This is a genomic window from Mycobacterium sp. E2327, from assembly GCF_001672675.1.
Classification (GTDB): domain Bacteria; phylum Actinomycetota; class Actinomycetes; order Mycobacteriales; family Mycobacteriaceae; genus Mycobacterium.
Genome location: NZ_LZKE01000001.1, coordinates 12,340 through 26,918 on the forward strand (window position 1 = coordinate 12,340; position 14,579 = coordinate 26,918).

Annotated in this window: 16 protein-coding genes and 1 tRNA gene; 12 read left to right on the top strand and 5 right to left on the bottom strand. The window is 67.8% G+C overall.

Going from position 1 to position 14,579, the window contains the following annotated elements; genetic code table 11:
• Positions 1 to 76: 76 nt before the first annotated feature.
• From gcl to A5712_RS00070, 3 genes are read right to left on the bottom strand one after another with little or no spacing between them, the layout of a single operon-like run.
• Complete coding sequence (gcl, locus tag A5712_RS00060) at positions 77 to 1,843, bottom strand: glyoxylate carboligase (protein WP_068099931.1); 1,767 nt, start codon at positions 1,841 to 1,843, stop codon at positions 77 to 79.
• Between the two features lie 4 nt (positions 1,844 to 1,847).
• Positions 1,848 to 2,732 (bottom strand): 2-hydroxy-3-oxopropionate reductase, encoded by an 885-nt coding sequence (locus tag A5712_RS00065; protein WP_068099932.1) that lies wholly within the window; start codon positions 2,730 to 2,732, stop codon positions 1,848 to 1,850.
• Positions 2,729 to 3,589 (bottom strand): hydroxypyruvate isomerase family protein, encoded by an 861-nt coding sequence (locus A5712_RS00070; RefSeq protein WP_068099933.1) that lies wholly within the window; start codon positions 3,587 to 3,589, stop codon positions 2,729 to 2,731. The genes A5712_RS00065 and A5712_RS00070 overlap by 4 nt, the downstream gene beginning before the upstream one ends.
• Before the next feature lie 248 nt (positions 3,590 to 3,837).
• On the opposite strand from A5712_RS00070, the gene A5712_RS00075 reads away from it, so the two are divergent.
• From A5712_RS00075 to A5712_RS32290, 7 genes are all read left to right on the top strand, one after another.
• Positions 3,838 to 5,208, top strand: a complete 1,371-nt coding sequence (locus A5712_RS00075) for an FAD-binding oxidoreductase (protein WP_068099935.1) — start codon at positions 3,838 to 3,840, stop codon at positions 5,206 to 5,208.
• The gene (locus tag A5712_RS00080; RefSeq protein ID WP_068099937.1) at positions 5,209 to 6,897 is read left to right on the top strand and encodes an L-lactate permease; all 1,689 of its coding nucleotides are present in this window, start codon (positions 5,209 to 5,211) and stop codon (positions 6,895 to 6,897) included.
• Positions 6,897 to 8,042, top strand: coding sequence for a glycerate kinase (locus A5712_RS00085; protein ID WP_068099939.1), 1,146 nt, complete (start codon positions 6,897 to 6,899; stop codon positions 8,040 to 8,042). Before A5712_RS00080 ends, A5712_RS00085 begins: the two co-directional genes overlap by 1 nt.
• On the top strand, positions 8,035 to 8,646 hold the full coding sequence (locus A5712_RS00090) for a DsbA family protein (protein ID WP_068099942.1): 612 nt from the start codon (positions 8,035 to 8,037) through the stop codon (positions 8,644 to 8,646). Before A5712_RS00085 ends, A5712_RS00090 begins: the two co-directional genes overlap by 8 nt.
• A 65-nt stretch (positions 8,647 to 8,711) precedes the next feature.
• Positions 8,712 to 8,788: transfer RNA gene (locus tag A5712_RS00095), tRNA-Met, on the top strand.
• Between the two features lie 99 nt (positions 8,789 to 8,887).
• Positions 8,888 to 9,298: an MBL fold metallo-hydrolase gene (locus tag A5712_RS32285; protein ID WP_255404386.1), complete on the top strand. Its 411-nt coding sequence runs from the start codon at positions 8,888 to 8,890 to the stop codon at positions 9,296 to 9,298.
• A gap of 11 nt (positions 9,299 to 9,309) precedes the next feature.
• Entirely contained in the window at positions 9,310 to 9,729 is a 420-nt protein-coding gene (locus A5712_RS32290; protein WP_255404387.1) for an MBL fold metallo-hydrolase, read from the top strand.
• Positions 9,730 to 9,787: 58 nt separating this feature from the next.
• Here A5712_RS32290 and A5712_RS00105 read toward each other — a convergent pair whose 3' ends face one another.
• Positions 9,788 to 10,477, bottom strand: a complete 690-nt coding sequence (locus A5712_RS00105) for an alpha/beta fold hydrolase (protein ID WP_068099949.1) — start codon at positions 10,475 to 10,477, stop codon at positions 9,788 to 9,790.
• A gap of 430 nt (positions 10,478 to 10,907) precedes the next feature.
• Positions 10,908 to 11,498: a TetR/AcrR family transcriptional regulator gene (locus A5712_RS00110; protein ID WP_068099951.1), complete on the bottom strand. Its 591-nt coding sequence runs from the start codon at positions 11,496 to 11,498 to the stop codon at positions 10,908 to 10,910.
• A 100-nt stretch (positions 11,499 to 11,598) separates the two neighbouring features.
• Here A5712_RS00110 and A5712_RS00115 point away from each other — a divergent pair, with 100 nt between their 5' ends.
• From A5712_RS00115 to A5712_RS00135, 5 genes are all read left to right on the top strand, one after another.
• Positions 11,599 to 12,075: a DUF1772 domain-containing protein gene (locus A5712_RS00115; protein WP_068099953.1), complete on the top strand. Its 477-nt coding sequence runs from the start codon at positions 11,599 to 11,601 to the stop codon at positions 12,073 to 12,075.
• 33 nt (positions 12,076 to 12,108) lie between these two features.
• Positions 12,109 to 12,420, top strand: coding sequence for an NIPSNAP family protein (locus tag A5712_RS00120; protein WP_068099955.1), 312 nt, complete (start codon positions 12,109 to 12,111; stop codon positions 12,418 to 12,420).
• 18 nt (positions 12,421 to 12,438) lie between these two features.
• Complete coding sequence (locus tag A5712_RS00125; RefSeq protein WP_068100020.1) at positions 12,439 to 12,822, top strand: DUF4267 domain-containing protein; 384 nt, start codon at positions 12,439 to 12,441, stop codon at positions 12,820 to 12,822.
• 106 nt (positions 12,823 to 12,928) lie between these two features.
• Entirely contained in the window at positions 12,929 to 13,870 is a 942-nt protein-coding gene (locus A5712_RS00130) for an NADP-dependent oxidoreductase (RefSeq protein WP_068099957.1), read from the top strand.
• Between the two features lie 113 nt (positions 13,871 to 13,983).
• Positions 13,984 to 14,466 (top strand): MarR family winged helix-turn-helix transcriptional regulator, encoded by a 483-nt coding sequence (locus tag A5712_RS00135; protein WP_369830336.1) that lies wholly within the window; start codon positions 13,984 to 13,986, stop codon positions 14,464 to 14,466.
• Positions 14,467 to 14,579: the final 113 nt, after the last annotated feature.

Below are 14,579 nucleotides of genomic sequence, written 5' to 3' on the forward strand. Positions count from 1 at the left end.
CAGCCCCGAGGGCCCGTCATCCCGCCTGCGCTTTTTCGTATCACGGAATTGACGTCCACAGCAAGCAGCGCGTCGGTCAGTCGGAGGGCAACGCCGCGAGCTCGTTGTATTCGGTGATGTTGTCGATCTCGGTGCCCATCGCGATGTTGGTGACCCGTTCCAGGAAGACCTCGACGACGACGGGGACCTTGTGTTCGCGCGCGAGCTGTTGCGCCCGGGCCAGCGCCGGGCCGATGCCGGACGGCTCGGTGACCTGAATCGCCTTGCAGCCCAGCCCTTCCACAACGCTGCGATGGTCGACGCCGTATCCCTTGGGCAGGTCGGTGTCGCCGTCTTCCTGGGCGTTGATGTTGTCGAAGGCCAGCGAGACGCAGTAGTCCATGTCGAAGTTCAGCTGGGCCTGGCGGATGAGCCCGAGGTAGGAGTTGTTCACCACCACATGGACATACGGCAGGTTGAATTGCGCGCCGACGGCGAGTTCTTCGATCAAAAATTGGAAGTCGTAGTCGCCCGACAGGCCGACCACCGTGGCGGTCGGGTCGGCGGTGACCACCCCCAGGGCGGCGGGGACGGTCCAGCCGAGCGGTCCGGCCTGTCCGCAGTTGATCCAGTGCCGAGGCTTGAACACGTTGAGGAATTGGCCGCCGGCGATCTGTGAGAGCCCGATCGCCGTGACGTACCGGACGTCGCGGCCGAAGGCGCGGTTCATCTCCTCGTACACGCGCTGCGGCTTGATCGGGACATCGTCGAAGTGGGTCTTGCGGTGCAGGGTCTTCTTGCGGCGTTGGCAGTCACCGACCCAACCGCTCCAGTCCGGCATCGTGCCCGCGGCGGCCCGCGCCGTCGCGAGCGCAACCAGCAGTTCGAGCGCCGCCTTGGCGTCGGAGACGATGCCGAGGTCGGGCGGAAACACCCGCCCGATCTGGGTGGGCTCGATGTCGATGTGTACGAAGCGGCGGCCGCGCCGGTAGGTGTCGAGCCCGCCGGTGTGGCGGTTGGCCCAGCGGTTTCCGATCCCGAGCACGAAATCGGACTCGAGCATGCTGGCGTTTCCGTAGCGATGCGCGGTCTGCAACCCGACCATGCCCGCGGCCAGCGGATGGTCGTCGGGGATCGCGCCCCAGCCCATCAGCGTGGGCACCACGGGGACATTGAGCACCTCGGCCAGCTCGACGAGCAGTTCGCAAGCGTCGGCGTTGATGATGCCCCCGCCCGCGACGATGAGCGGGCGTCGCGCCGTCTGCAGCATGTCGAGCGCCTTGTTGATCTGCGCGGGGCCGGCGCAGGGTTTGTAGACGGGCAGCGGCGCGTAAGTCGTTGGGTCGAAGTCGATCTCGGCGAGCTGCACGTCGATGGGCAAGTCGATCAGCACCGGCCCGGGCCGGCCCGACCGCATCAGGTGAAACGCCTGGGCGAACGCGCCGGGCACCTGACCGGGCTCCAGGACCGTCATGGCCATCTTGGTCACCGGTGCCGCGATCGCCGCGATGTCGACGGCCTGGAAGTCCTCCTTGTGCAGCTTGTTCACCGGCGCCTGCCCGGTGATCGCCAGGATCGGGATCGAATCCGCGCTGGCCGAATACAACCCGGTGATCATGTCGGTTCCCGCCGGGCCGGAGGTGCCGACGCAGACGCCGATGTTGCCGGGCGCGGCGCGGGTGTACCCCTCGGCCATGTGGCTGGCGGCCTCGACGTGCCGGGCCAGCACGTGCCTGATCCCGCCGTGGGCGCGCATCGCCGAATAGAACGGGTTGATCGCCGCGCCGGGCAGGCCGAACGCCTGTGTGGCGCCCTCGATCTCGAGAATCCTGACGGCCGCGTCGACCGTGCGCATCCGGGTCATCGGGCTAGCTTTCCCCGCGGCCTGACAACCGCTCGACGCCCAGCAGCAGGCCCGAGTGATCGAGGCCGCCGTCGCCGTTGGCGAGCGCGGACGCCATTAGCTGCGCGACGACCGCCCCCAGTGGGATGACGACGTCGGCCTCGCGGGCCGCGCTGGTCACGATGCCCATGTCCTTGTGGTGCAGCTCGATCCGAAAGCCCGGATCGAAGTTTCGGGCCAGCATCTTCGCGGCCTTCTGGTCCAGCACCGCCGAGCCGGCCAGCCCGCCGCCCAGCACCTTGACCGCCGCGTCGAGGTCCACCCCGTAGGCCCGCAGAAACGTGATCGCCTCGGCGAGCAGTTCGATGTTTCCCGCGACGATCAGTTGATTGGCGGCCTTGACGGTCTGGCCCGCCCCGTTGGGGCCCACGTGGACGATCGTCTTGCCGACGACTTCCAGGATCGGCTTGGCGTCGGCAAAGTCGCGATCGGTGGCCCCGACCATGATCGACAGCGACGCGTTCTTGGCGCCGGCCTCACCGCCGGATACCGGGGCGTCGATCATGCGCAGGCCCCGCCGCCTCGCCTCCTCGGCCAGCTCCCTGCTGACGTCGGGGCGGATCGAGGAAAAGTCGATCACCAGGGTTTCGGGCTGAGCGTGCGCGAAAACGCCGCCCTCCGAGGACAACACGTCTTGCACGTCGGGGGAGTCGGGGACCATGACGGCCACCACGTCGGCGTCTTTGACCGCCTCGCCGATCGACTCCGCCGCGGCCCCGCCGGCTTCCACCAGCGCGCCGGTGCGCCCCGGCGAACGGTTATAGCCGATGACCGTGTGGCCGGCCCGGGCCAGGTGGCATGCCATCGGGCTGCCCATGATGCCCAACCCGATGAAAGCGATGGTGCTCATTGGTTCCTCGTTCCCGCTTGTGCCGCAAGGGATTCGATGTTGAGGCAGCCGCGGCCCCGTTCGGCCGTCGGCAGCCAGTCGAAGGTGTCGGGCCGACTGGGCTTGTATTCCAGGCCGATATACCCGTCATACCCGCGATCGAGCAGTATTCCGACGTATTTGTCGAGCGCGATCTCGCCGGTCCCCGGTTCGCCGCGACCGGGCGCGTCCGCGATCTGGACGTGGCCGACCCGGTCGGCGTGCGCATGCAGCGCGGCGGCCAGATCGTCGCCGTTGACGTAGAGGTGGTAGAGATCGGCGAGCACGCGCAGGTTTTCGTACCCCGACCGGCTCCGCACGCGCTCAACGACCCGGACCGCGTCCGCCAGGGTCTTGAGGGGGTAGCGGGGCGCGCCGCTGACCGGCTCGATCAGCACCGTCGCGCCGATGCGTTGGGCGGCCTGAGCGGCGTACGCGAGATTCTCGGCCGCGATGTCGTCTTGGACCGCCGCCGAAAAGCCCTCGACGCGGTTTCCGTACAGCGCGTTGAAGGCTCGCGTGCCCAGCTTCTTCGCGATGTCGACGGCGACGTCCACGCTGTCCCGGAACGCGGTCACCGACGCCGGGTTGGAGAGGATGCCCCGGTCGCCGGCGGGCATGTCACCGGCCGCGAAGTTCAGCCCGCTCAGCTGAACCCCGGCCTCGCGGATGGCGCGGACGAACGGTTCGACGTCGCCGTCCGGCGGTGCTGCCTCGGCGAACGGCCACCAGAATTCCACCGCATCGAAGCCCGCCCGCCGGGCGGCCTCCGGCCGCTTGAGCAGGGGCAGATCGGTGAACAGGATCGAACAGTTCACCGTGTAGGTCGCTGGCGACACGGCAATTCCCTCCGATAGTGGTTCCACAATACGAAATAAATAAGTCGGAGAACGGAATCAGTGAAGGCCTCCCGCCCGCTGGTTGTCAACCGCCGTGGAGCCGTTTTCTGCGTGACGGCCGGTCAGCCGCGGTGCAGTTGGAGGCAGGACTTACTGACAACCGGGGTTTCCTTTGACAGTCAAACGTGAGCCATGCCACGGTGGCATTCACGAAATAACAATTCCGACATACGAAATGGAACGCGCCAATGACGGCACTGGACGAACGCGGCGGCGACCTGCTCACCAGCATCCCGAGCGTGGCTGTGCTCACCGACCCGGACGTGATCGAGAGCTATCGACAGGACCGGGCCAAAGATCCCGACGCCGGGCACCCGTTGGCGGTGGTGCGGGCCAAGAGCACCGAGGACGTTGTTGCGGTGATGCGCTGGGCCACCGCGGCCGGCGTTCCGGTGGTGCCGCGCGGCGCCGGTTCCGGGTTGTCGGGCGGCGCCACCGCGCTTGACGGCGGCATCGTGCTGACCACCGAGCTGATGCGCTCCATCGACGTCGACCCGGTGACGCGCACCGCGGTGGTGCAGCCGGGTCTCACCAACGCCGAGGTCAAACGGGCGGTCGCGGAGCACGGGTTGTGGTATCCGCCGGACCCGTCGTCCTTCGAATTCTGTTCCATCGGCGGCAACGCCGCGACCAACGCGGGCGGCCTGTGCTGCGTGAAGTACGGCGTCACAACCGATTACATTCTCGGGCTCGAAGTGGTCCTCGCCGACGGGACGGTGGTCCGACTCGGCGGACCGCGCCTCAAAGACTCGGCCGGCCTGTCGTTGACCAAGCTGTTCGTGGGAAGCGAGGGCACGCTCGGCGTCATCACCGAGCTGACCCTGCGACTGCTGCCACCTCAGCCGCCGGCCAGCACCGTGGTGGCCTCTTTCTCGTCGGTACGCGACGCCACGGAGGCGGTCTGCAACATCACCCGCGTCATGCGGCCCGCGATGCTCGAGTTCATGGACCACACCACGATCGCCGCGGTCGAAAGCCATTTCAGGATGGGCCTGGATCTCGACGCCCGCGCGATGCTCATCGCCCAGTCCGACTCACCCGGCGACCGCGAGAACGAAATATCCTTTATCGCAGAGGTTTTCGCACAGGCTGATGCGACGGACGTGTTCGCCACGGACAACCCGCAAGAGGGCGAGGCGTTCACCGCGGCGCGGCGGTTCGCCATCCCGGCCGTCGAGCGCCTCGGCGACCTGCTGCTCGAGGACGTCGGCGTGCCACTGCCGGCGCTACCCGCGCTGGTCGAAGGCATCGCGGCCATCGCCACGGAGCGAGACATCGTCTGCGCGGTCATCGCGCACGCCGGCGACGGCAACACCCACCCGCTGATCGTGCACGACGCGAGCGATCCCGACCAGTCGCGGCGCGCGCACCTCGCGTTCGGCGAAATCATGCACCTCGCACTCGAACTCGGGGGCACCATCACCGGCGAGCACGGGGTGGGGCGGCTCAAGAAGGCCTGGCTGCCGGATCAAGTGGGCCCCGACGTGATGGAACTGACCCGCCGCATCAAGCGGGCGCTCGATCCGCAGAACATCCTCAACCCCGGGGCGGTGCTGTAGATGTTTCAGCCCGACTACACCCCCGTCGCGCATTCCCTCGGCTGGAGCGCCGCCGTCGCCGCGCTGCCGTTGGTCATCATGTTCGTCCTCCTCGGCGGCCTTCGGGTGCGCGCGCCCATCGCCGCGGCCGTCGGCGTCGGCACCGCGGCCCTGATCGCGTGGGGCGTGTATCACATGCCCGTCGCGCAGGTCGCCGACTCGGCCATGCTCGGGTTCGCCTACGGCATGTTCCCCATTATGTGGTTGGTGCTCAACGCGATCTGGATCTACAACCTGACCGTCCAGACCGGCCATCGCGACGTGCTGTGCAGGTCCATGGCGTCGATCTCCCCGGACCACCGGATCCAGGCCGTCATCGTCGCGTTCTGCTTCGGCGCGCTGATCGAGGGCTTGGCCGGCTTCGGCACCCCGGTCGCGATCACCTCGCTGATGCTGGTCGCGCTGCGCTTCTCGCCGCTGAAGGCCGCCTCGGTGGCGCTGGTGGCCAACACCGCGCCGGTGGCGTTCGCCTCCTTGGGAATTCCGATCGTCGCGCTGTCGGGGGTCACCGGTCTGCCGCTGGACACGCTCGGCGCCATGGTCGGTCGGCAAACGCCGATCCTGGCCTGCATCGTGCCGTTCATCCTGATCTTCATGGTCGACGGTCGCAACGGCCTCAAACATGCGTGGCCGGCGGCCGCGGTGGGCGGCGGCGTCTACGCGATCGTCCAATTCCTTTGCTCCAACTTCTTTTCCGTGGAGCTCACCGACATCGCCGGATCGATTATCAGCGCAGGCTCCATCGTGTTGTTGCTCCGGGTGTGGCGTCCGAAGGCGCCACTGACCGGCGCGCCGGAAGAGGTCGCGGTGACACACGAAACGGAAAGCGCCACAGCGGTATTGGGCCGCTTGGACGGCGCGGTGCTGACCGCGCCCGCAGCCAGCGGGGTGCGTGACGAGGTGATCGACTCCCGCAGGGACGTCCTGCTGGCGTATGCACCGTACGTGATGGTCACCGCGATCTTCTCGCTGTCGATGTGGAAGCCGTTCACCGCCCTGCTCAAGCACGGCGGCACCAGCATCGCCTGGCCCGGCCTGCACGTCGCCAACGCCGCGCACAAGGCCTCCCCGCTGACCACCTACAAGCTCGACTTCCTGTCCGCCGCAGGCACATTGCTTTTCGTCAGCGGACTGCTCACCATGCTCGTGCTGCGGACTTCGGTGGGCCAGGCGGTGCGGGCGTACGCGCAGGCGGCGATCCAATTGCGCAGCGCCGCAATCACCGTCGGGTTGGTGCTGGCGCTGGCGTACCTGTTGAACCTGTCCGGCGAGACCACCACGCTGGGTCTGTGGATCGCCGGCGCCGGCGGCCTGCTCGGGATCGTCGCCCCGATTATCGGTTGGCTCGGGGTCACCGTCACCGGTTCGGACACCTCATCCAACTCGCTCTTCGGGGTGCTGCAGGTCAGTGCCGCGCACGCGGCCGGGCTGAGCCCGACCCTGCTGGCGGCGGCCAACTCGTCGGGCGGCGTGATCGGGAAGATGCTCTCGCCGCAGAGCCTGGTCATCGCGACCGCCGCGGTGCAGATGAAGGGCAAAGAGGGGGACCTGTTCCGCAAGGTGTTCAAGTGGAGCCTGCTGTTGCTGGCCCTGATGTGCGTGCTGGTGTACCTGCAAAGCACCCCGTGGCTCGGCTGGATGGTCGTTTGATGGGCGGCCACATCGTCCTGGCGCCCGACAAATTCAAGGGATCGTTGCGCGCGGAGGAAGCCGCGCGGGCGATGGCGCAGGGCGTGTGGCGAGCCGACCCGGAGGCGATCACCATCACCTGCCCGGTCGCCGACGGCGGCGAGGGCACCCTCGATGCCGTGCTGGCCGCCGGATACCAGCGCATGCACGCCTACGTCACGGGGCCAACCGGCGCCGGGGTGCACACCGCCTACGCCCGGACCGGCACGCGCGCGGTCATCGAGATGGCCGACGTCTGCGGCCTGCAGCGGCTCCCGTCGAGATCGCCCGCGCCGATGACGGCCACCACCTACGGGTTGGGCAGCGTGATCGCCCTCGCGCTGGACGAGGGCTGCCGCGACATCGTCATCACCGTCGGGGGCAGCGCGAGCACCGACGGCGGCGCCGGCATGCTGGTCGGGTTGGGCGCGAAAATCCTTGACCACCAAGGTAATCCGATCCCTCCCGGGGGCCGCGGCCTGGCGCAGGCCGATCGGCTCGACCTGAGCGGGTTGCATCCGGCTATCGGCGAGAGCGCCTTCACGCTGGCTGCCGATGTGGACAGCCCGCTGTGCGGACCGCACGGCGCGGCGATCGTCTACGGACCCCAGAAGGGCGCCCACGGCGATCAGATCGCAGCGCTCGAGCGCGGTCTTTCCCGCTGGGCCGACCTCGTCGACCGCGCGACCGGCACCGACTGCCGGAATCGGCCCGGGGCCGGCGCGGCGGGCGGCGTCGGGTTCGCGGCGCTGTCGGTGCTGGGCGCGCGCATGCGGCCCGGCATCGACATGATCCTCGAGCTCATCGAGCTGGACCGAAACCTGTTGGGCGCCAAAGTGGTAGTGACGGGTGAGGGGTCCCTGGACGTCCAGTCGCTGCGCGGCAAGGCGCCCGTCGGGGTGTCCCGATGCGCTCACCGGCACGGCGTGCCGACGTTCGCCGTCGCCGGGGTGTCGACCCTGACCAGTGCCCAAGCCCGCGCGGCCGGCTTCGCCGCCGTCCGCACCCTCAACGAATTCGAGCCGGATCTGCGGCGCTGCGCCACGCACGCCGCCAGCCTGCTCAGCCGGGCCACCGAAGCGCTTATCCGGGAATGCACGCCGCGCCAGGGAGGAAACCATGACTGAGTCCTACTACGACGAACGCACGGTGTTGCACTGGTACGACTTCGCGTGCCCCTTCTCCTACATCGGGCAGCACCGGACCGCGATCCTCGCCGAGGCGGGATTCGACGTCGTCCTGCTGCCATTCCAGGCGCACCCCGGCATGCCGCCTGGCGGCCTGCCGATGCGGCACGGCCACGGGCCGAGGTACGCGGCCATCGAGCGCCAGGCCCGGGCGGTGCAGATGCCGTTGCGCTGGCCCGCGCGGATCCCGCACAGCCGCAGGGCTTTGGCGGCCGCCGAGTGGGCGCGGCTCAACCAGCCCGACGCCTTCGCCGAACTGCACCGCCTGCTCTTCGACGCGCACTTCGTTTTCGGGGAGGACATCGACGACCAGGCGGTCATCGATCGGCACGCCTTGGCGGCGGGCGTCGACCTCGGCCGCCTGCGCGCCGCGCTGGCCGACGGAAGCGCGGTGGCCGCCGTCGGGCAGGCCGAGTGGGTCGCGCGGCACCGCGGCGTCGACGGCACACCGGCCTGGCTGGTGGACGGGCGTTTGATGATCGGCCTGCAGCCGGTGCGCGACTTCGTGCACTGCCGCAATCTGCCCGTCCGCGTGCACCGCTGAGAATGTCCTGGTCAGCCCGCGATTTGGCCGCCGCGACGCACGTTCGGTAACCTGTCATTTACCGACGCGGGGTGGAGCAGCTCGGTAGCTCGCTGGGCTCATAACCCAGAGGTCGCAGGTTCGAATCCTGTCCCCGCTACCATGTCATGTCTCGGGACATCGTTGACAGGTGTCCCGAGACATGGTTTATCCCCCTGGCCGGTTTTCGGGGCTGCGTCCGCCTTCAGCTGAAGGAGAGCCGATGACGACTGCCTTAGAGCTAACAAGCGGTGGAGCAGCAGATTTCGACGAGGGGGACGTCTATTTCATCGGCAACGCCACCACGCTGATCCGTTTCGGCGGACTGACGATTCTGACGGATCCCGCCTTCCTTCACAAAGGCGAGCACGTGAACCTCGGACATGGCATCTGGGCTCGGCGCGAGGTCGAGCCTGCTTGCCAGATCGCTGATCTGCCACCGATCGATCTGGTCATCTTGTCGCACTATCACGGCGATCATTTCGATGACGTCGCCGCCCAAGAGCTCGACAAGAAACTGCCTATCGTCTCAACGGCTGACGCGGTGGACAAGCTCAGCGCCCTCGGTTTCGAGCAGGGCTATCCCCTCGACACCTGGGAGTCCCTCTTGGTGAAGAAAGGGACGCGACGCTGAATATCACCGCCATGCCGGGCAAGCATGCCACCGACGAAGCGGTAAACGCGCTGTTGATGCCGGTTAACGGGCACTTGCTCGACTTCGGCCGCAAGTCCGATCACCTGTACCGGCTCTACATAACCGGGGACACGATGCTATTCGACAGCCTCGAGGAGATCCCGCGTCGTTACCCCGGCATAGACCTCGGTCTCATTCACACGGGTGGCACCACCTTCCTCGTCACGGTTGTCACGATGACCGGCGAGCAAGGAGTGAAGGCTGTCGAGATCACCAAACCTCGCACAGCCATCCCCATCCACTACAATGACTTCTCGGTATTCCTGTCCGGACTCGATGACTTCAAGAAGGCCGCGCAGACTTCGACCGCGAGGACGGAGTTCGTCTACCTCGCTCATGGCGAGACCTACAGGTTCAAGCCCGGTTTATGAAAGTCCTTCGCGTTCATGGCCAACGGCTTGGCGATGCGACGCGTGTGGCGCGATTCGCCTAGGGGCAGGCCTGCCGAATGAGGGCTGCCGTTTGGGCCGGCTGCGACATGTAGACGGCGTGGCTGGCGGGCACCTCGATGGTCGTGGCACCGGCCCGTTGCGCCATTGCGCGCTGGGCTGACGCTGGAATCATGCGGTCTTCGGTTGCGACCAGATACCAGCTGGGCCTGGTGCGCCAGGCGGTTTCGGTGACCGGCTCAGCCATGGCTTCCAAGGCAAACGGGACCTGCGCGCTGGCCATGAACGCGGCATCTTCGGCCGACAGGTCGGCGCCGAATGACTCATGGAACCCCTGCCGGTCCTGGAACAGGAACCCGCCGGGCGCCGATACGAGTGGTGACCCCGCCGCGTTCGGGTCGCCGTAGAACGTTCTCACCGACTCGCCCTTATCCGGCGCGAAAGCCGCGATGTAGACCAGGGCTATGACCTTGTCGTGGGTGCCCGCCTGGGTGATGACCGCGCCGCCGTAGGAGTGCCCCACCAGCACGACCGGCCCGTTTTGTTCGTCCACGATCAGCCGCGTTGCGGCAGCGTCGCCCTGCAGTGACAGGGTCGGATTCTGCACCACGGCAACGTGATAACCGTCCTGTGTGAGTAGATCATGAACTGCCCGCCAGCTAGATCCGTCCACGAAAGCGCCATGCACCAGAACGACATTCGTGGGTGCCGAGCCACCACCCTTGACCATTCCCTACGGCACAATCCCCGCGACGCGACATTGGGCCTGAACCGCTTCAGCGTGGGCGTCATGTTGCGCGTAGACGGCGCGACACCAGTCACGAGCGGCATCACCACATGCGTGCTGGAGTGCGCCACCCATCGAACTCGCGAATGTGACATTCACACAGCCATCACCCGATCGGTCGTAGGGGTCCGACGAGTGGTCGGTCAAAACCCATGCTGTCGAGCCGGCGGCAATAGCCCCGACGAAAACGCCGACCGCTATCCGCATCGCACGGCGTTCGCCAGGTGTGAGCGGGTCGGTCGGCGGGGTCTTGCCTCTGTTGACCGTCGGCGGCTCCTTCGCGCGGTGAACACGACCGTTCCACAATAATCGGATTCCCGGGCTCGCCGTAGGTTTCCGTCTGCTCGTCATGACGTGGGGACCGACGGTTGGCCTAGCGCGTGGTTTCTCGTCTGCCGGTGAACTCGTCGACGAGCAGCTGCAGACGCTCCGCCTCGTACTCGGGGCGCAGCCGTCCGGTCCGGCCGAGGGTGACCAGCCCGTGCAGCGCGGCCCAGAACACCTCGGTGAGCGTGTCGGCGTCCTGGTCGCCGGCGACCATGCCGACCGCCTCGCGCAACGCTTCGAAGGCCGCGATCAGCTGGGGCGGTGTGTCCTGGGCGGCGAAGCGCATGGTGGTCGCGCGGGTGAACATCGCGTCGTACACCGCCCGGTTGTCGCGCGCGAAATCCAGGTAGGCGCGGGCGACCCGGGCCAGAGTGTCGCTGGCCGCATCGGCGTCGGCATGGGCGGCCCGGACCGCCTCGGCGAGTTCGGCGAACCCGTCGACGGCGACGGCGTCGGCGATCTGTTCCATGCCGGCGAAGTGCTTGTACAACACCGGCTGGCTGTACTCGATCTCGGTGGACAGCCGCCGGGTGGTGACGGCATCCCAGCCCTCGGCCTCGGCCAGCCTGCGCGCGGTTCCGACGATCAGCCGGCGTCGGGCGGCGCGATCGCGCTCACGACGATCCTCGATGGGCATGGGCTCAAAGATATCACAGCTAGGAAAACTAGCAATGCTATTGACGCGAGGTCGAAGAGGGGTTAGCGTTGCTAACACCAACCAGTGAGGGAGCTACGAAATGAACCTGCACGACATCACCCGGGCCGCCGCGCTGATCGCGGTGCTGGGCACCGCGGTGGTCTACGGCACCGACGTGTTCTGCGCGATGGTGATGCGACCGGCCTTGGCGTCGGTCGACGACGCGGCCCTGGTCGCGGTCATGGGGCGCGTGCACCGATACGGCGACGGGCGCATGCCGCTGCCCGGAGTGCTCGGGATCGTGACCGCCGCGGCGAGCGCGGTCCTGGCCGCGATCGGCGCGCAGTGGCCGCAGGCGATCGCGGCGGGCGCCGCGCTGGTCCTGCTGTTGATCTGGCTCACGCTGTACACCCGGGTGAGCGCACCCATAAACCGGCAGATGACGGCGGCCGCCGACGCGGGTCGCGCGCTGCCGAACGGGCGTGCGCTGCAAGCGAAGTGGGACTCGATCATCAACGCCCGGGCGTCGCTGCAGGGCCTGGCCGTGGCCGCCCTGTGCGCGGTGATGATGATCTAGCAGCCGAATCCCACTGCGAGGAGCAAGATTTCGATGTTTCAGCTCAGGATCTACACCCTGCGATCGCCCGAAGCCTTACGACAGTACGCGACGGTTCATTGGGCGCGTCACCTCCCCACCTTCGAGGCCTTCGGTGTCACCACCCACGGGGTCTGGACGGAACAAGGTGCCAACCGGCTCGTCGCGCTGATCGGATACTTACCGGACGCCGATCCCGACGACCTCACGCGGCGCATCATGGCCAGCCCGGAATTCGCCGCCGACATGGCCGGCTTCGACGTCGAGAACATCATCGACGTTCAGACGACATTGCTTGACCCGACCTCGTTTTCACCAATTCACTGACGAACAGGAGTGCGCGACATGACCATCACCACCACCATCGGCTACGTCCTCGCCGGGCTGCTCGCCGCCGGCATCATCTTCATAGGCGCGCGTTTCCTCGTCGCGCCGCGCGTCGCCGCCGCCGGCTACGGCGTGTTGCCCGACCTGGACCAACCGGGCGTCGGCGCCTACCTGAGCGTCAAGGGCGTGCGCGACATCGCCTCGGGCCTCGTCGTCATCGTCCTGATGATTGCCGGCGTGACCCACCTGGTCGGCTGGGCGATTTTGGCCGCCACCACCATTCCGCTCGCCGATGCGGCGATCGTGCTGCGCAACGGCGGCTCCAGGTCGATCGCGTGGGGAGTCCACGGCGTCACCGCGGTCGTCATGCTCGTCACCACCGCGCTGTTGCTCGTCTCCTAAGCATGACGACGATCACATAGCCCCGGGGGAATTGCTTCGACATCGAAGCGAGTTGTAGGCACCGCAACTGCTTCGAACTCGAAGCAACTGACCGAGGAGGGACATCATGAAGGCAGTGCGGTACCACGAATACGGCGGCAGTGACGTTCTGCGAGTCGAGGAGGCCCCGCGCCCCGTGCCGGGCCCGCGGCAGGTGCTGGTGAAGGTCGCCGCCACCTCGTTCAATCCGGTGGATGCCGGCATCCGCGGCGGCTACCTGGCCGAGGTGTACAAGATCGACTTCCCGCACATTCCCGGCGTCGACGTGGCGGGGACCATCGCCGAGATCGGCGAGGGCGTGACGGGCTGGGACGTCGGCGACGCCGTGGTGGCCTTCCTGCCGCTGGACGCCGACGGTGCCGCCGCCGAATTCGCCGTCGTGCCGGCCGAATCGCTGGCCGCCGCCCCGACGTCGGTGCCCCTGGCCGACGCTGCGGCGCTGCCGGAACCCGCGCTGACGGCCTGGCAGGCGCTGTTCGACATCGCCGGGCTGGCCGCTGGTCAGTCGGTTCTGATCAACGGCGCCTCCGGTGCGGTCGGCGGCTACGCCGTCCAGCTCGCCAAGCAGGCCGGAGCCGTCGTCACCGCGACCGCCAAGGCGCGCGACGCCGATCGGCTGCGCGGCCTGGGTGCGGACCGCATCGTCGACTACGTCGACTACGCCCGCTCGCCGATCGACATCGAGGGCGCACCGTTCGACGTGGTGCTCAACCTGGTCAGCACCACCGACGAGCAGACCGAAGCCCTGATCGGCGTGGTCGCCGACGGCGGATTCCACGTCGGCACAATGGTTTTCGGGCCGCAGAACCCGGGCCGCGGGGTGCGCACACAGCGGGTCTTCATCCGCAGTGACGCCGCCCAGCTCGCCGGGCTGGTCCGCCGCGTCGACGACGGGCAACTGCGCATCGAGGTCGCCGATCGCCGCCCGCTCGAGCAGGCCGCGGCGGTGCACGAGGACTCCGACTCGGGCCGCCTGCACGGCAAGACCATCCTGATTCCCACTGAGTAGTCCGAGGCGCCGAGGCCACGCCTCGAGCCCGTGGAACTTCGATGTCGAAGCATTACGCTCGAGGTGTGGTCAAGGCCCTCACCCCGGTCCAGCTGCAGACCTACTTCGCGCTGATGGAGGCGGCCAGCCTGCTGCAGTACGCGGTGCGGGAGCAGTTACTGGCCGACGGGGGCCTCAGTTACGTGCAGTTCGAGATCCTGGCCAAACTTGCCGACGCCGAACGCCCTCTCACCATGACCGACCTGGCCGACGGGGTGGTGTACAGCCGCTCCGGCCTGACTCATCAGGCCGGACTGCTGGAAAAGGAAGGCCTGATCACCCGGGCCAGTTCGCCCGACGACCAGCGCGCCACCGTCGTCAGCATCACCGAGGCGGGCCGTGCCCGGGTCGCCACCGTCTTGCCCGGCCACATCGAGGTGGTGCGCGAGCTGCTGTTCGACTCGCTGTCCGATCGCGACGTGCGCACCCTGGGTGACGTGATGAGCCGCGCCCGCGATCACATGCGTGCTCGGCCGCCGCGCTCCGCCGCCCCGCGCCGTCGCCGCACCGGCGGGAGTGGTGGGGGGCCCGTCCGAGGTCGAGCCGTTCGGCTCTAGGCACTCAAGCAGAGGAAGGCTGAGCTATGGGTGGGCCATCGAGACTGGGAGACGTGCGCTGAAGCTCAAACAACTCATCGCCGGGACGGTCGTTTCCTGCGGGCTAAGTTGGA